Source organism: Microcoleus sp. Z1_B2 (genome assembly GCF_036700325.1).
Classification (GTDB): Bacteria; Cyanobacteriota; Cyanobacteriia; order Cyanobacteriales; family Microcoleaceae; genus Microcoleus.
This window is the reverse complement of sequence record NZ_JAUBOQ010000005.1, coordinates 78,452-93,971: the sequence shown is the minus strand read 5'-3', so window position 1 is coordinate 93,971 and position 15,520 is coordinate 78,452. Positions and strand designations below refer to the sequence as shown.

General features: G+C 46.3%; 18 protein-coding genes and 1 tRNA gene. 7 read left to right on the top strand and 12 right to left on the bottom strand.

Annotated elements, in window-relative coordinates:
- Positions 1-273 precede the first annotated feature (273 nt).
- Complete coding sequence (locus QT984_RS04260; protein ID WP_333373314.1) at positions 274-1,392, top strand: beta-glucosidase; 1,119 nt, start codon at positions 274-276, stop codon at positions 1,390-1,392.
- A 173-nt stretch (positions 1,393-1,565) separates the two neighbouring features.
- Here the strand turns inward: QT984_RS04260 and QT984_RS04255 are convergent, their stop codons facing one another.
- From QT984_RS04255 to QT984_RS04245, 3 genes are all read right to left on the bottom strand, one after another.
- Positions 1,566-2,300 (bottom strand): GTP-binding protein, encoded by a 735-nt coding sequence (locus tag QT984_RS04255; protein ID WP_333373311.1) that lies wholly within the window; start codon positions 2,298-2,300, stop codon positions 1,566-1,568.
- Positions 2,301-2,348: 48 nt separating this feature from the next.
- Positions 2,349-3,227: a GTPase gene (locus tag QT984_RS04250; RefSeq protein WP_333373307.1), complete on the bottom strand. Its 879-nt coding sequence runs from the start codon at positions 3,225-3,227 to the stop codon at positions 2,349-2,351.
- Positions 3,228-3,405: 178 nt separating this feature from the next.
- Positions 3,406-3,765, bottom strand: a complete 360-nt coding sequence (locus tag QT984_RS04245; RefSeq protein WP_333373304.1) for a hypothetical protein — start codon at positions 3,763-3,765, stop codon at positions 3,406-3,408.
- A 326-nt stretch (positions 3,766-4,091) separates the two neighbouring features.
- On the opposite strand from QT984_RS04245, the gene QT984_RS04240 reads away from it, so the two are divergent.
- Complete coding sequence (locus tag QT984_RS04240; RefSeq protein WP_333373301.1) at positions 4,092-4,583, top strand: helix-turn-helix domain-containing protein; 492 nt, start codon at positions 4,092-4,094, stop codon at positions 4,581-4,583.
- A 242-nt stretch (positions 4,584-4,825) separates the two neighbouring features.
- On the opposite strand, the gene QT984_RS04235 is transcribed toward QT984_RS04240, so the two are convergent.
- Positions 4,826-4,898: transfer RNA gene (locus tag QT984_RS04235), tRNA-Glu, on the bottom strand.
- Positions 4,899-4,985: 87 nt separating this feature from the next.
- Positions 4,986-6,032 (bottom strand): M42 family peptidase, encoded by a 1,047-nt coding sequence (locus tag QT984_RS04230; RefSeq protein ID WP_333373298.1) that lies wholly within the window; start codon positions 6,030-6,032, stop codon positions 4,986-4,988.
- Positions 6,033-6,134: 102 nt separating this feature from the next.
- Between QT984_RS04230 and QT984_RS04225 the strand changes: the two genes are divergently transcribed.
- The 4 genes from QT984_RS04225 to QT984_RS04210 all read left to right on the top strand — a co-directional run bounded on the left by QT984_RS04225 (position 6,135) and on the right by QT984_RS04210 (position 9,725).
- Positions 6,135-6,548, top strand: a complete 414-nt coding sequence (locus QT984_RS04225; RefSeq protein WP_333053721.1) for a hypothetical protein — start codon at positions 6,135-6,137, stop codon at positions 6,546-6,548.
- A 91-nt stretch (positions 6,549-6,639) separates the two neighbouring features.
- Positions 6,640-8,358, top strand: a complete 1,719-nt coding sequence (locus QT984_RS04220) for an ATP-binding protein (RefSeq protein WP_333053720.1) — start codon at positions 6,640-6,642, stop codon at positions 8,356-8,358.
- Positions 8,359-8,503: 145 nt separating this feature from the next.
- Positions 8,504-8,662: a hypothetical protein gene (locus QT984_RS04215; RefSeq protein ID WP_333211215.1), complete on the top strand. Its 159-nt coding sequence runs from the start codon at positions 8,504-8,506 to the stop codon at positions 8,660-8,662.
- 580 nt (positions 8,663-9,242) lie between these two features.
- A complete protein-coding gene (locus tag QT984_RS04210; protein WP_333053718.1) occupies positions 9,243-9,725 on the top strand; it encodes a hypothetical protein in 483 nt (160 codons plus the stop codon).
- A gap of 351 nt (positions 9,726-10,076) precedes the next feature.
- On the opposite strand, the gene QT984_RS04205 is transcribed toward QT984_RS04210, so the two are convergent.
- From QT984_RS04205 to QT984_RS04175, 7 genes are all read right to left on the bottom strand, one after another.
- The gene (locus tag QT984_RS04205) at positions 10,077-12,269 is read right to left on the bottom strand and encodes a diguanylate cyclase domain-containing protein (RefSeq protein ID WP_333272019.1); all 2,193 of its coding nucleotides are present in this window, start codon (positions 12,267-12,269) and stop codon (positions 10,077-10,079) included.
- Positions 12,266-12,874 carry a chemotaxis protein CheC gene (locus tag QT984_RS04200; RefSeq protein WP_333053716.1) on the bottom strand — a complete coding sequence of 203 codons (609 nt, stop codon included), beginning with the start codon at positions 12,872-12,874 and terminating at the stop codon, positions 12,266-12,268. The genes QT984_RS04205 and QT984_RS04200 overlap by 4 nt, the downstream gene beginning before the upstream one ends.
- Complete coding sequence (locus QT984_RS04195; protein ID WP_333053715.1) at positions 12,871-13,248, bottom strand: response regulator; 378 nt, start codon at positions 13,246-13,248, stop codon at positions 12,871-12,873. The genes QT984_RS04200 and QT984_RS04195 overlap by 4 nt, the downstream gene beginning before the upstream one ends.
- Positions 13,249-13,485: 237 nt before the next feature.
- Positions 13,486-14,016 carry a tetratricopeptide repeat protein gene (locus tag QT984_RS04190; RefSeq protein WP_333231755.1) on the bottom strand — a complete coding sequence of 177 codons (531 nt, stop codon included), beginning with the start codon at positions 14,014-14,016 and terminating at the stop codon, positions 13,486-13,488.
- Between the two features lie 272 nt (positions 14,017-14,288).
- Complete coding sequence (rplT, locus tag QT984_RS04185) at positions 14,289-14,645, bottom strand: 50S ribosomal protein L20 (protein ID WP_333053713.1); 357 nt, start codon at positions 14,643-14,645, stop codon at positions 14,289-14,291.
- A gap of 19 nt (positions 14,646-14,664) precedes the next feature.
- A complete protein-coding gene (gene rpmI / locus QT984_RS04180; protein WP_006634164.1) occupies positions 14,665-14,862 on the bottom strand; it encodes a 50S ribosomal protein L35 in 198 nt (65 codons plus the stop codon).
- A gap of 9 nt (positions 14,863-14,871) precedes the next feature.
- Positions 14,872-15,015: a hypothetical protein gene (locus tag QT984_RS04175; protein ID WP_333272014.1), complete on the bottom strand. Its 144-nt coding sequence runs from the start codon at positions 15,013-15,015 to the stop codon at positions 14,872-14,874.
- 345 nt (positions 15,016-15,360) lie between these two features.
- On the opposite strand from QT984_RS04175, the gene QT984_RS29745 reads away from it, so the two are divergent.
- Positions 15,361-15,501, top strand: coding sequence for an MrcB family domain-containing protein (locus tag QT984_RS29745; protein ID WP_445243015.1), 141 nt, complete (start codon positions 15,361-15,363; stop codon positions 15,499-15,501).
- Positions 15,502-15,520: the final 19 nt, after the last annotated feature.

Genomic DNA, 15,520 nt, shown 5'->3' with positions numbered 1-15,520 from the left:
AAGATTCCTTAGCGACGCACCATAACGCCATAACTAAAAGTAGAGTGCGTCGCTGCGACAATCTCAGCTATTTACAAAGATTCCTTAGCGACGCACCATAACGCCATAAGTCTGACGTAACTTAAGGTTTAGTCTGGTGCGTCGCTACTGAGATTTTTGCTTTGAGTTGAAGCTAGTCGAGGGCGACGCACCCTACGATACTAAAGTCATTACTACGAACCTTAAAACCTCACTGTCAACTGTCAACTGTCAACTATCAACTATTTAACAACGATGTTTCAAAGTTTTTTCATGGGCGGTTTTGAGTGCTCTACCCACAAATTGCGATCGGGAAAACGCCTCGATGTCACAGCCGCCACCGGTCACGATAAATTTGCAGCAGCCGACTACCAACGCTTGCAGGAACAAGGCATTTACACAGTCCGCGAAGGCCTCCGCTGGCACTTAATTGAACAGACACCCGGAAAATATGATTTTTCCAGTTCCCTGCCAATTATCCGGGCCGCCCGCGACATGAAAATGCAGGTAATTTGGGATTTGTTTCACTACGGCTGGCCAGACGATATTGATATTTTCAGCCCCGAATTTGTGTCCAGGTTTGCAAGCATGGTGCGCGCTTTTATGGAAGTGCTAACTGAAGAAACAGACCAAACACCTTTTGTAACACCTGTCAATGAAATTTCATTTATTGCTTGGGCCGGCGGCGATGTCGCCTACATCAATCCGTTTGCGAAAGGGCGGGGAGACGAGCTAAAAATCCAGTTAATCAAAGCTTCGATCGCCGCGATAGAATCAGTTTGGGAAGTCAATCCCAACACCCGGATCGTTCAAATCGACCCCACAATTAACATTATTGCTGACCCTGACAAACCGGAGGATCGGGACGCGGCGGAAGGTTATCGCTTATCTCAATATCAAGCTTGGGATATGTTGGCTGGACGTTTTCGCCCCGAACTCGGCGGTAAGGAAAAATATCTCGATATTATTGGGGTGAATTATTACGATCGCAATCAGTGGATTCACAATGAAGAGCCCATGAAATACACCGATCCGCTGTACCGCCCGTTTCGCGAAATGCTGCAAGAAGTGTTTGAGCGCTACGGCCGCCCCTTATTCATAGCAGAAACAGGCACTGAAGACGATTTTAGACCTGTCTGGTTTAATTATGTGTGCACTGAGGTAGCGGCGGCGATGAAAGCAGGGGTTCCGATAGAGGGAATCTGCTTGTATCCGATTGTTAACCATCCGGGTTGGGATGACGACAGGCACTGTTACAATGGTTTGTGGGATTATTGCAATGAATCGGGCGATCGGGAAATTTACCAGCCTTTGGCGGATGAATTGCAGTTTCAACGGCAGCAGATTGAACCGTTGCTGAAGTTGCAGAATTGACAATCGGGGCGATCTAATTCTTTAGGGTGCGCTGGGGCGCACCTTATAATAAATCTGCGTTAAAATTTTCTTAGAGACTCGGCGGTTGAAACCGCTTCTACACAAACAAAGTCCGCCTTCGCGGACTAAGAAATTTAGGGGGTATTAAAGCAGGATTATTATTTATTAACCTTTTATGCCCACTTGTCTATGCGTGCTTTCAAATTTTGAGCAATCGCTGTCATTAAACTGTCTAAGTTATATTCCTCTGTTGCACTATAATACAAGATTTTATCTTCGGAAATTCCAAAACAATCAGATATAATTTTCATTTTTTTGTTAGCATTTTCTAGCTGTGCTTGACTCGGTTTAAATGGTTGACTCCGGTTTATAGGTTCAATTTTATCAACTGAATTCACAGCAATAATTACTTTATCTCTTTGCTTTTTAGTTGCAAACAAACGCCTAAATGTCTCTTGATCGACAGCTAAATCTCTTTGATCTGCCCGCAACAAATAAACCACAGTATCGCTGAATTCTAAAAATTCGGAATATAATTCAATATACTTTTTATCTAAAGCTATTGACTCACCAATTCCCGGTAAATCGGCTAGGGAAAAATAATATAGATCGGTGCTTTCATGAATTTGGAACATAGCAGATTGGCACTCTCTTGTGCAACTTTCAATATCACTTGACTCAAATATCTCTTGTCCCAGAATATGATTGACAGTTGTAGATTTACCATAACCAGTTTTGCCAATAAATATGACCTGAAGGCAGTATATTAGCCTGTCTTCACTCTTGAGATGCCATTTTCTTCTATCTGAATGTTTCAAATTTTGACTTTTCAGAAAGTAAAAACATGGGTATTTCATCAGCAAATTGTCTAGCAAGGCTTCATATCTTACATTAACATTTATATCCATGTTGTCATCTTATATAAATAATCTCGAAATAATTTAGAGGCGAGCGATTTAAAAGAACCACTTGAAAATGCTTTTAACACCTTTATAGAATGAACCAACTACGGGAATAGACTCTATTACTGCTGGAACAACTTCTGTGACAATATCCCAAGCAGTATCCCAAAATCCTTTTTCTGCTTTGGTTTTTGTTGGTTCTGAAACATTTTCTTTTTTTACATTGCTGGCAAATGTAACTTTTTTATCTTTGGGTAACGCAAAGACGATTTCATCAATTAAGCGAACTAAATTGTATTTCTCTTCCGCAGAAACAGCAATGATTTTAGACACGGGTGTTGAAAAAAATCTTGACACAACCGATAATTTCGCCTCTATATTTTGCAGTTGGTTTGGGCCGGGTCTGTGATTTTTTTCATCCCATTCTCTGAAAGGTTCTATTTTGTCAACTTGATTGACCACTATAAAAAATACTTTCCCTTGATCGAGATGTGGCTTAACCACATTTTTGTAAAAAACTTCATCTGAGGTAAATGCTCTATCATCACCCTTGAGCAGCCATAACACAACGTCTAATTCTGGTAATAGCTTCGCATAAAGCTGTGCGTATTCCTTATCTCGTTCCTGACTTTCTCCTACTCCAGGTACATCAATTAACTTAATACCTTTTGAATTACCCTGTCCTATTTTTAATAGTATTTCCTGGGGATTTCGCGTGCAAGCTTCAATATCGCTAATAGCAGCTATATCTTGACCAAAAAGAGCATTACACAAACTGGATTTACCTACTCCTGTTTTACCAAAAATACCTATTTTTGGCTCATAGGATAATACTTGGGTGATTTTTTCAGTAATTGTTTGACGCTGTTCATCAGTGATGAGTAATCCTGTCTGTGTAAGTGAATCAAAAAAATCCGAATAATCAAACTTCATTTTGTTGCCTCCATAAATCCGAGTAACGATGTAACGATTAAGGTTCCCACGGAGAATGAGCAAACAAGTATCTTATTAATCTAAAATGTTTTACTCTTCTCAAAGAGATAGCTCCCGTGCGTAAATCCTGTTCGTATTTAAAAAGAGATGGTTTGCGAAGCCTAATTCTACCTATCTATTAACGGCCCAAATCTTCCTCAAGTTTGCGTTTCATTTCCCCAGAGAGAGGTAAATTCCGAATTTCTCCGCACAGACGCGATCTTGATTCTCCGTTTTGAAGGCGCTGTCTGTAAATCCCAATTAGCACTGCTTCAAGACCATACTTAGACAATGTTTCTGTAGCTAAACCGATGATTCCAAGCAGTGCTATTCCGCCTAACATACCTGCTGGACCACCTACAGCGGCGAGTGGGACACCTAACAATGCTAAAGCTGCTGTAATTGCAGCCGCACCTGTTAAGCCTGTAGTTGCCATTACAATTAGCAGAATGATTGCGGGTAATCCCAATGCAGCAGCTTTTCCAACCAATTTATCCATTTTGCGATACCTCACTCTTTTAATTAAAAATTCCATTCATGTCCTGGATAGTCAAGGGCTGCTCTGACAGATGTCAAATCAGCCAGGTCTTTGAAAGGACTAGACTTAGATATTTCGGTAATTGAAGTCTTCGATGGCTTAATAACTCTGCTCAGCAGAAAACTGTACCCCGCAAGAAGTGAGCCTTCCCGGAATTTCCTGTGTAAAATTAATCACGATCCTGCTTTCCCTGATCCTAACCTAACTACCTTTAACAAAGAAACTAATAAGCATTAGGAATCGTGTTAGACTTTGATTATAAAAAATCCAGAAACCTATCCCCTGCAATGGCATCCTCTAACGATCGCTTCCCCGAAGCTGCCCGCGACTGGGACTTAGAAACACTCTACACAGACCTAGCATCCGCCAAGGGAAAGCGGCTCACGCCCACAGAGAAACAACATCTACGGGGTCTACTCTGCGGCTACAGTCCCGCCGAAATTGCCGAAACGCTCAGTAAAAACCCCAAGGGAATTGCCGTTGACTTCTGTAATACTTTATACCAATATGTGAAAAATCTTGTAGGTAAAGCCGATGAAAAGGTAGAAAACTGGAGGAAGATTTGTGAATGGCTGGAGGACGCAGGATATAAAACTCAGCCGTCTCCCGAACCTGAATCAGGCGATTGTTTATCGGCAAAAATTATAATAAAAAAAGCAAATGTAGTTCTTGAGAAAAATCAAATCATAGTTGATATAAACCTGCGAATCGTAGCTTCCTCACCTTCAGAAATTCCCATTATAGAAAACTTCGATATCAATGGCAATGGTGCAAACTAAGGAAAGTGCGATCGAACTGAGATGTTGCACCATTCTCAATTACTTGTTTATGAACAGGCAAGATGCCTGTTCCACAAGAAAATTCACTCTTTGTGGAACAGGCATCTTGCCTGTTCTTGAGAATGGTCCAAGATGTGCGATCGAACGCATCAACTTAATGTTAGACCCAATAGCAATAAGGGCGGGCAAAATGCCCACCCCACATACTAGATATCACTTGGATATCAGACTTAAATTTTCAATACCCCCAGGGGAATTCGAATCCCCGTCGCATCCGTGAAAGGGATGTGTCCTAGGCCTCTAGACGATGGGGGCGCGTCGTTGCGTTTGCTTGTGTTCCGCACCTTTATTACCTTAACTAATCTTTCCCAATCTGTCAACTACTTTGCGAAACTTTTTTTTCTAGTCGTCCCAAAGCACGTCACAGTAGGCTTTGAGGATACGAGCGCAATTGCCGATCGCCCCGAGATGAGCAATTTCAAAGCCGTGGGTGTTCTGGGTGGGGAAAGCCAAACAAGCGGCGCGGGCTACGTGGCCGAACTTCATGGCGATCGAAGCATCGCTCCCAAAACCGCTAATTACCGCCAACTGCACCTCTACATCGGCTGCTGCGGCGGCTGCGCGCAATTGGGCGTTCAATCCTTCATCGTAGACTCCGTAGCCGTCCTGAACCAGCAAAACCGGGTTTTCGCCGTCACGAATCGGGTATTCCGGCGCCAGAGGGCAAATTTCCAAAGCGATCAGCGCGTCCAACGGCTGGCGCTGGGTGAAATACAAAGCTCCGATCGCCCCAACCTCCTCCTTCGCCGACGCGACCAAATAAACATTCACCGCAGGCTCTTTCAAACATTCCGCCAGAGCCAGCAAAATCGCCACTGAAGCCTTGTTGTCCAGAGTGTAGCTCGCGATCCAGTCCTTCAACCGCAGCGGGCGCTTGCGGTGCTTTCCCACCACCATCCGCGTGCCCGGTCGAATTCCGGCCTCGGCTAATTCCTCGGCGGTACACTTAGTTTCAATCCAGGCATTTTCCCACTTTAAAGAAACATCTTCCTGCTGAGCTTTCTGAGGAGATTCGTGAGAAACATGGCGGGAACCGAAGCTGAGAATGCCGCTAATTGTTTGCTTGTCTCCGAGCAAATCCACCACGCCTTCGCCGTAAACCCAAGGAAACGAGCCGCCCAATCTGCGGACTTCCACGCGGCCACTCTCGCCTATTGTTTTAACTAGGGCGCCAATTTCGTCTTTGTGGGCGGTAATGGCGATCGACTTTTCGGGATTGCGACCCTTAATTAGGGCGATCGCATTGTCCGCGCGATCGACCCAAGCATTCACTCCCAGGGCGGCGAATTTTTCCATCAACCGCTGGTTAATTTCCGATTCCGCACCGCTGGGTGAGTGCAGCATTACTAATTCTTCGATTGTTTGGAACAGGCGATCGAACTCTAACATTTTTTATTTTCGTTTTTAGGAGCGAATTTTGACATATATTAAAGCACATTTACTCACTCTTTCCCGGCGGTACACTTAGTTTCAATTCAGGCATTTTCCCACTTGAAAAAACATCTTCCTGCTGAGCTTTTTGAGGAGCTTAGGAATGAAGCAATTGGAGGCAGTAAAGGGCCATTGAGTAACAAGATTCATGCGATCGCGTGGATGCGTTGGGCAATCCGTTGGAGTTTCACCTCACCCCCCGACAAACTGGTGACGCGAGCAGGAGGCGACCAACTGCAGCCATTACTGGTGGCGGATACACTGCTGGCTAACAAGGGCTATGATCCAGATCAGCGCGTGATTGACCGCCTCAATGCCGAGGGGAAGACCACCGTCATTTCACCTCGCCGCAATTGCAAGACCCTGGAAACTTACGATGCTCAATTGTACAAAGCCCGTCATTTGATTAAGAACTTTTTTCCCAAGCTGAAGCAGTATCAGGGAATCGCGACGCGCTATCACCCTAGGCGGTGAACTTTCCGGCGTGCGATTCTTCTGGTTGCTGCCGTCATCGGGTTGAATTGATGACACCCCCTAAATTAACTTGACAGTGCCGTAAACTAATATGCCTAACCTCTTGAGCACCTTCTTTTCTAGTAATTTCATTCCTCACGGGCATTGTTACCTCTGGAAACCGGGGTTAGTCTGGCTGCACTTAACGTCCGATGCCTTGACTACCCTCGCTTATTACTCGGTGGCGTTTGCCATTGTTTACTTTACGAATGAGCGTAAGGATCTGCCTGCTCACACCGTGATGCTGCTGGTGGGTTTCTTTTTTATTTTTGCCTTATGTGGCACGACGCACCTAATGGGAATAGTGACACTTTGGCACCCCATTTATTGGGTTTCAGGACTGATCAAAGCTGTCACTGGTGTTTGGTCTTTCTATACGTTCACTTTTTTACTGATTCCCTTAATTCCAGTGGCACTCGATACGCCCAGTCCAGCTCAACTTGCCCTTACAAACCAGGAACTAGAAAATAGTCGCCGCCGTATCCAGGCGATTAATGTGGAGCTAGAGCAACGGGTGCAGGAACGCACTGCCCAACTGGAAGCGTCTAATCGCACCAAAGACGAATTATTGAAGCGTGAACAAGTAATTCGGGCAGAGGCAGAGGCCGCCAACCGTGCCAAGGATGAGTTTCTCTCGATTCTTTCTCATGAACTCAGAACTCCTCTCAACGCGATCTTAGGATGGTCAACGATGTTACGGCAAAAAAACCTGAGTGAGGATAAGGTGGCGCGGGCTTTGGAGACGATCGAGCGCAACGCAAAGTCTCAAGCCCAGCTCATCGAAGACATCCTCGATGTTTCTCGCATCATCACAGGTAAACTGCGCCTCCGAGTCCGGCCTGTCAACCTCGTGCCGGTGATTGAATCGGCGATTGAGTCTGTACAATTGGCTGCTGAGGCAAAGTCTATTCGCCTGCAAAGCGTGCTCGATTCTGAAGCTGGCCCGCTCTTGGGTGATGCCGATAGGTTGCAGCAAGTTGTGTGGAATCTACTTTCTAATGCCCTCAAATTTACCCCTAAAGACGGGCGAGTCCAGATTCGTTTGCAGCGGGTTAATTCCCATGTTGAAATTACTGTCAGCGACACTGGAGCAGGCATCAGCTCGGACTTTCTACCGTTTGTCTTCGATCGCTTCAGCCAGCACGACAGCACGACTACTCGCAGTTATGGGGGGTTGGGTTTAGGGTTAGCCATTGTGCGTCAATTAGTTGAATTACATGGCGGGACTGTAACGGTAGTGAGTCCAGGGATAGGACAGGGGACGACTTTTACAGTCAAACTGCCGGTGATGATTATCCATCTACCACCGAGCGATCCAGAGCCATTAAACTCGATCGTCGAGGCGAATGGGAGGTTTCAGGCCTCGCCCACCCTTGAAGGCTTACAAATCTTAGTGGTAGAGGACGAGGCTGACGCCCTAGAGTTGCTGAGCACAATTCTGGAAAAGTATGGTGCTCATGTCATGGCTGTGGCTTCGGTAAAGGAGGCTTTGAGCATTATCGAAACCGCAACTGATCGCAGCCCCGATGTTTTAGTGAGCGATATTGGGATGCCGGATGAGGATGGCTACTCCCTGATCCGCAAGCTGCGTCAACTTGAAGCGCTGCGGGGCGGTAGGCTACCCGCGATCGCGCTGACGGCTTATGCCCGGAATGACGATCGTCAGCAGGCACTATTAGCAGGTTTTCAGATGCATTTGACCAAACCCGTAGATGCTGCCGAGTTAGTGGCGGTGGTGGCCAGCCTCACCGGACGTACAAGCAGGTGCTAAAACCCAGGTGTTCAAGAACAAATGTTGCGTTTGAGAATAATGGGCTTTTTGTCAGCAGCACAAACCTCTGTTAACTTGATTCAGGCAACAAGTCTACTGTATCCAGGATAGGAAGCACTCTGAGTGGTTATCGAGTAGAGCCTGCATGAGTGCTAGATTCTCTAGGGTGCGAATTTCATCTTTGCCAGCGGTAAGGGCGATCGACTTTTGGGGATTGCGGTCGGGAATTAGGGCGATCGCATTGTTTGCACGATCGAGCCAAGCATTCACTCGCGGGCTGGCGAATTTTTCCCTCAACCGCTAGTTAATTTCCGACTCCGCAGCCCTGGCGAAGTGGAGCCTTACTAACTGTTCAATTGTTGGGAGCAGTCGATCGCACTCTAACATTTTTCAATTCCGTGTTTTGCAGCGCCTTTTGACATATATTAAAGCATATTTACTCTTGTGAACAAAAAAATAACTCTCTGTCATGATATCTAGCGCCTTCTCAACAAACTCCGAATCAGCCGGATTGGTTGACTAAAACTATCGCCTTCAGGTTGAATTTGCATAGTTCAACTAGATTTACAAGCGGTGCAAAATGTGAATTAAGCTGTGGAGCATTTAAACCAGTAACGAGGCTAGTAGGGTGCGTCAGGAGTGAACCCTTACGCTGAAACGGAAAACCTTAGATGCTGACGCACCTTACGCAAGCCCTTTAAATGCCGAACAGCTTATTACTTAGGAATGAGAATTAAATAACTTCCACAAGTGTGTGGGATGGGCGTCCCGCCCGTCCCACAATAACAATTAAAATTGTAAGTTATTTAATTCGCGATCCTTAGAGGCTTTTCCATCATCGAACGTTATGTTAAAAAAATGAAAACAAATCTCCATCTCTCCCTATGCTTGTCCATAAACTTCAGCAACTCGTGCAGGGCCAAATTAGAGCAAAAAATTTAGGGATTAAATTTAACAGAGTTGCTAACTTTCAATTACCCGAACAATTAATTGTGCAAGGAAAACTGCATCAAGTAAACGTGCCTTCAGAGAAAGGCATGGACGGAGAATTTATAGAAGTGCTTTTAGACGACTGCTACGGAGTCGAGAAATTATCTGAATTGCTGACGACAATTATTGATATTGGAGCCAATGTCGGCTTATTTCCGATTGCTGCGAGGAACAGATTTCCCCAAGCCGTAATTCACGCCTACGAAGCTACTCCATACCTAGAAAATTATCTCAAACATCAATCTCAAATCGCAAAATTTACATATTTTATGGAAGCAGTAGGATGTCGAGATGGTAAAGTAGTCCTCGACATTCGGGAAGTTTCGGCAAAAACCCGATCGACAGTTAGCGAAAGCGGCGAAATACCAAGGATATAATTTCGTAGGGCGATCGAGCGAATTGGTGGTAGCGTCGATTTAGCCAAATTATACTGCGAAGGTGCAGAATGGCTGTTATTTGAAGATCGAGATACTTGGCAACTTGTGCAAAACCTTTCTTTAGCATCCCGAACCTGCAACCCTCAAGGATATAGCAGATGTTGAAGAAGGAAGTTCGGCAACGGATTCGCTTTCTTCTGATGTAACGGAGCTCAGAAAGAAAGTTGGTTGTGCTGGAGTTGTGGTGATAAGTTACAGCAGAGGGAGATCAGGGTTTGGATCGCGGGCTTACAGTGGCATTTTTTTTGCGGAGTGGCATAACTACTCGGAATCCACAAATATGGCAATTCGTCAAGCGCTAGTGGGAGAGGGTAAATTAGTGTTAGGTAGAGAAAAATCTACAGGCAGTATCGAAGTGCCTGTGCCATTCGGCTTGCCAGCAGGATCGGGCTGGTAAAGTTGGATACGATCGCGCCCAAGTCGTTTAGCTTGATACAGCGCTTGGTCGGCTGCAGCAATCAGAATTTCGGCTCCCGATTCAGATCCAGGAACAATACTCGCTACGCCCAGGCTGAGAGTGACGTAGGGGCTCACCTGAGAACCAGCGTGAGGCAGCTCCAAAGCTGCGATTTTGAGCTGTATGTGTTCGGCTACCAACACCGCGCCTTGAATCGCGGTATTGGGCAAAATAACGGCAAATTCTTCGCCTCCGTAGCGAGCTACTAAATCTGCTGGCCGATTGACTGCATCGGCGATCGCCGCGGCGACTTGTCGCAAACATTCGTCTCCGCCTTGATGCCCGTAGGTATCGTTGTAGCTTTTAAAAGAATCAATATCGCAGAGAATCAGGGACAGAGGCGTTTGTTCCCTGGCTTGTCTGTGCCACTCCATTTCTAAATACTGATCGAAACGGCGGCGGTTGGCTAGCTGCGTGAGTTCGTCTAAAGTTGCCAAGCGCTCTAACTTGAGGTTGGCCGCTTGCAACTGCTGGTATAGTTCTGCTTGCTTGATCGCGATCGCCAACTGGGTGGCCAGAGAAGACAGCAACTCTACTTCCAACTGCATCCACTGCCGGGGACTGCACTGGTGGGCCATCAGCAGCCCCCACAACTCGTCTCCTTGCACTAAAGGCACAACCAAATAAGCTCTCACCGCAAATTGTGCGAGCAAGTCAATTTGATATTGCGGCAAATCCGCGGCCAAGATATCGGCGATCGGTCGGATCGCTCGATGTTGGTATGCTTCGAGATAGAACTGGTCAAAACAGAAATTTTCCAGGGTTTCCCCCAACATGGGCTGGCAGTTGGGAGCTACAGATTCCACTGTCACCGCCCCCGTCGCCGGGCCCGCGCACAGACTGCCGGTACAGGGGTTGAAGCGGACGATCATCACTCGATCTGCCTGAAGGAACTGACGCACTTCGGTCACTGTCGTGCTGAGCACTTCCCCCAAATCCAGAGACTGGCGGATGTGCTGAGTAATCGTCGCCATCAGCAGTTCTCGTTCGTTCTGCTGCCGCAGCGCCTCTTCTGCCCGCTTGTACTCGGTGATATCTTGAGCAGTGCCGAAAATTTGTTTGGGGCAGCCGTCGGCTGTGCGGGCGAACACTTGGTCGCGACAGCGAAACCAGCGCCATTCGCCCGATCGATGTTTGAGGCGATATTCCAACTCTAAAATATGCCCGTCTTGGGTCGAGGGAAATTTTTGCTGGTGGGCCTTGAGCCTCGGCAAATCTTCTGGGTACACCAAACTCGAGTACAAAGCAGTTTGCATCTGTAAAATTTCTTTGGGAGTGTAGCCCAGCAATTTAGAAGCTTGACCGTTGACGTAGACATTGCGCTGTTGAGTCAAATCGTAGATGTAGAGCAAATAAGGCGCCGCGTCAGCAATCTGCTGGATGAAATGCTGGCTCGATCGCAATTCTTCCTCCACCCGCTGACGCACTTGCACTTCTTCCACAGCTTGATCCCGCATTGTGCGGTAAGCTTGGATGCGATGGGTGAGGTCGGTCACGTCTTGAATCACCAGCAGCGCGTAGAACGATGGGGCATTGACCCCCGGCCATATTGATGACGAAACTGAGGGTGGAGATTCCCTAGACACAAAAGCACTTCTTGACGATCGGGAGCCGACAGTACCGTCTGATTCCAACTCAAGAGTATGGAGAACCCAGTCTCTAATCTCCTGTTCTTCAATGCCAGCCTCTACGGCCGGCACAGCAGTCACAGTAGTTTGCTGAATTCGCTGCTGGCCGTCTTGCCAAGTTGCCGGAATCAGGTGTTTGTGAATTTGAGAAGAAAAAATTGTTGGCGGGCCTCCTGCAAAGATTTGCTTGAAGCGAGTGGCGTACTTTAACTGACTCAGGTGAGGAAAATGGGTTGTGATCTTTGTTCCCAATATTTGGCTGCGGGAAATTTTAGTCCACTCTTCGAGACAAGTGTTCCAAAACAGCACCACAAAATCCTCTTGCAGCAAGCAGGCGCCGACTGGTACGCTGTCGAGAACCCCAAACTTTTCCTTAATACTTTTGCTCTCCTCAATCATAGACCCCCGGCAAGTTGATTGATAGCAGTCAACAAGGTGTCAAAGGAATTAACATTGAAAATAAGAATGATATCTCCTTCAATGTGAAGCCTTTCAATCATGAAACTGGTCTGGGCTAATAAAACAACTGTATCAGTAGCTAAACCGCCAGATATCAGCAAACTAGCAATCGTCCCTTCGCTATAAGTGGGAATTGAATAGTTCAGGCGCTGCTGAAGTACGTTGCTGATTGCACCCATGACCCCATTAATTACAATATTTCCCACTTCACTCAGCGTACCAATTTTGACTGAATCGAGATCCTGAGTTCCAGCTTCTTCCCCTGTCAGCATTGTCACCAGCAGGGCAGCGCTGTTTGTGGGAAAGACTAGCTGGGCAATGCCTCCAAAGGAGCCTGTGAATTTGAGCTGGACAGCGGCGATTTGCTCGCCGTTGAGGTGTTGCTCTAACTCTTCTGCCACGTCGATGGGAGTCAGAATCTGAAGGTAGGGAATTTGCAAGCGAATCGGGGAGTCGATCATGTCGTTCAAAACCCCTGCGGCTTGACCGATCCCGATGTTGACGAGTTCCTGCAAAGCATCGAGCTGTCGAGTGCTTAATTTCATTGGGTGTTCTCCTCGCTGACACTGAGAGCTTTTTTGATCCACCCGATTAGTTCGTCTGAGTTGGGCATTTTGTGAATGACTGCTAGGGCTCCGAGTTCCATGCACTCGGAGCGTGTGCTGGCTTGGATGTCTGCGGTAATGACGATCACTGGAATTTTATATCCTCGATCGCGCATGGCTTGCAGGACTTCCCTACCTTCCATTTCCGGCATCAGCAAATCCAAGAGCATACAGTTTGGGGTTTTAGTGCCGAGCAGTTCTAGAGCTTCTGGGCCGCTGGATGCTTCCCAAGTCTCGTATCCTTCTGCTCGCAGGATTTTGCAGATTACCCTGCGAGTCAACCACGAATCTTCGACAACGAGAATTGATGTCACTACGTTCTCCTCCTTCTATTGTTTAGGACTGACCGGCGTTGCAGGTACTGCTTTTATCTTGACAGTAATTTAAAGTGCTGAGACGGTGTGCGATCGAGCTTCACTTGCAATTCCTGTTCTTAAAAACTAACGCATTAATGTATTGGATAGTTTAGTATCTTGGACTATGTGAAGAAAAAACCCGGTTTCTGAATGAAACCAGGTTTGCGGGATCTCTATTGCTCCTAACATGGGCGCTCAATTATAGATTACCAAACGCTTCCGGAGGGACTCTACTCGCTGTTTGGCCGTGGTATTGTCTGGCTCGCAGGCGAGAGCTTGTTCGTAGATTTCCAAGGCTTGAGCTGTTAATTTTTTGCGCTCGTAGGCGTGACCCAGATTATTGAGAGATGTAACGTATTCTGGCTGCAACTTCAGGGCTTCTTTGTAGTTGCGGATGGCGATGTCGTACTGTTCTTGGCCAAAGTGTGCAAAACCGAGGGCGTTGTAGATAACAGCTTGATTTTCTTCGCCTTCTAAGTCTTTGGCTTTCAGGGCTTTTTGAAACAGTACGATCGCCTGGGAGTAAAGCTTCTTATCTAGATAGATACTTCCTAATTCGTAGTATTCCTGCGCTGTTCCTTTTTCTACGGTCAGCTTATTTTCTAAGCGTTCCAGAGACATTTCCAGCTTCCGAGTTTTGAGAATCTGGCGCACCACAAACCAGGAAGTGCTGCCGAGTATAGCGAGCAGGACTGACAAGTAAATAATGAGCAAATTACTATCCATGTTTTTCTTAAAATTAGGTAGGTCTGTGGAAGGTTTTATTTATTTTAAGGCAGTAGAAATCTCTGATATCTGCTTCTGCAACTGTATAAAAAACAACGAAATAGCGATCGACTGGCCCGATCGCGATTTCTGAAAAAGCAAGAGTCCAGAAGTAAGAACAAAGAAGGAAAGTTTGTCTCAACCTCCTAAATTTATCAGGAGTTTTCCTTCTCTGGCAGACCGTTAAATCTTTCTTACTTCTGCTTTCTGCCTTCTGAAAATCAAGCTAACTTTCAGCCTCCGGCTCGATTAGCCATTTCCACGACTTTACCGAATGTTGCCGGGTCAACGATCGCCATTTGTGCCAGCATTTTGCGGTTGATTTCGATGTTGGCTTTTTTCATGTTGCCGATCAGTCTGCTGTAGCTCGTGCCGTGCTGGCGCGATGCAGCATTGATCCGAGCAATCCACAGGCGGCGGAAATCGCGTTTGCGTTTTTTGCGATCGCGATAACCGTTACGCAGGGCCTGCATCACCCGTTGGTTAGCTGTGCGGAACTGTTTCGACTGTGCGCCTCGGAAACCCTTGGCTAATTTGAGAATTTTTTTGCGGCGCGCTCTGGCGACATTACCGCGTTTTACCCGTGTCATCTTTAATTTCCGTTAAACTTTACAAGTATGGAAGCATTAACCGCACGTTAGCGTCGTTGGTCTCGTCGATGACGACCAGCTTAGAGAGACGGCTTTTGCGAGCTGAACTTTTGTGCTGTAGCAAGTGGCTTTTGTAAGCTTTGCGGCGCACAATTTTACCGCTGCCGGTCGCTCTAAAGCGCTTTGCGGCTGCTTTGCGAGTTTTGAGTTTTGGCATGGACTGGTGTTATTTGGACACAAGCTTCAACCGTATCACATTTGTGGTACTTTCTGCAAGGGAGATTTGCGGGTTGGGGGCGGCACTGTATTTACTGCGATATACAGGAGGGGCGATCGGGCGATCGGCTAATCTTGTGGTTGTTTGCTGCATAACAAATAGTATAAAATGTTATACTGCCGTTGCGGTATCATAAAGGCTTATCAACAGAGTTAATATTTGAAACCTGTTCGTGAGGCAGGATAATTAAATTGAATATCCAACCTTAATTATTGATTCGGGCGCTTACATATCCCATGGAAAAAATCCCTGGAAAATATCCATTGCTCAGTAATGACAACTTCAACGGACATTACTTTGCTAATTATAGCGGTTCTGGGGTAAATGAGGTACACAATTCCACTAAAAAAGCTTGATAACACAGGGTTTTGGCGTACTCCATCTTTCTGAGAAAGGCTATATGTCATAAATGTACTGGCGAAATCAATAAGTGCTTAATTGGAATTACCCGAAATATATAGCGTAAAAGCTTCAGCCGGGAAAGATTCTTGGGCAAAAGTTCCTTGGATAGCAATATTTAACAACCTTGTAACTGAGAGTTTCCAGTCGTGGTTTTACGGGAGCATCTCATATTTGTAAAAACACTTCTTCTGGCTGC

What these genes read in the sequence shown, in the direction of transcription:
- QT984_RS04175 (WP_333272014.1), bottom strand. Translation starts at nt 15,015, where the DNA reads ATGCAGCAAACAACCACAAGATTAGCCGATCGCCCGATCGCCCCTCCT.
- QT984_RS04220 (WP_333053720.1), top strand. Translation starts at nt 6,640, where the DNA reads ATGCCTAACCTCTTGAGCACCTTCTTTTCTAGTAATTTCATTCCTCAC.
- QT984_RS04260 (WP_333373314.1), top strand. Translation starts at nt 274, where the DNA reads ATGTTTCAAAGTTTTTTCATGGGCGGTTTTGAGTGCTCTACCCACAAA.
- QT984_RS04210 (WP_333053718.1), top strand. Translation starts at nt 9,243, where the DNA reads ATGCTTGTCCATAAACTTCAGCAACTCGTGCAGGGCCAAATTAGAGCA.
- QT984_RS04215 (WP_333211215.1), top strand. Translation starts at nt 8,504, where the DNA reads ATGAGTGCTAGATTCTCTAGGGTGCGAATTTCATCTTTGCCAGCGGTA.
- QT984_RS04240 (WP_333373301.1), top strand. Translation starts at nt 4,092, where the DNA reads ATGGCATCCTCTAACGATCGCTTCCCCGAAGCTGCCCGCGACTGGGAC.
- QT984_RS04190 (WP_333231755.1), bottom strand. Translation starts at nt 14,016, where the DNA reads ATGGATAGTAATTTGCTCATTATTTACTTGTCAGTCCTGCTCGCTATA.
- QT984_RS04245 (WP_333373304.1), bottom strand. Translation starts at nt 3,765, where the DNA reads ATGGATAAATTGGTTGGAAAAGCTGCTGCATTGGGATTACCCGCAATC.
- rpmI (WP_006634164.1), bottom strand. Translation starts at nt 14,862, where the DNA reads ATGCCAAAACTCAAAACTCGCAAAGCAGCCGCAAAGCGCTTTAGAGCG.
- QT984_RS04230 (WP_333373298.1), bottom strand. Translation starts at nt 6,032, where the DNA reads ATGTTAGAGTTCGATCGCCTGTTCCAAACAATCGAAGAATTAGTAATG.
- QT984_RS04250 (WP_333373307.1), bottom strand. Translation starts at nt 3,227, where the DNA reads ATGAAGTTTGATTATTCGGATTTTTTTGATTCACTTACACAGACAGGA.
- rplT (WP_333053713.1), bottom strand. Translation starts at nt 14,645, where the DNA reads ATGACACGGGTAAAACGCGGTAATGTCGCCAGAGCGCGCCGCAAAAAA.
- QT984_RS04200 (WP_333053716.1), bottom strand. Translation starts at nt 12,874, where the DNA reads ATGAAATTAAGCACTCGACAGCTCGATGCTTTGCAGGAACTCGTCAAC.
- QT984_RS04205 (WP_333272019.1), bottom strand. Translation starts at nt 12,269, where the DNA reads ATGATTGAGGAGAGCAAAAGTATTAAGGAAAAGTTTGGGGTTCTCGAC.
- QT984_RS04255 (WP_333373311.1), bottom strand. Translation starts at nt 2,300, where the DNA reads ATGGATATAAATGTTAATGTAAGATATGAAGCCTTGCTAGACAATTTG.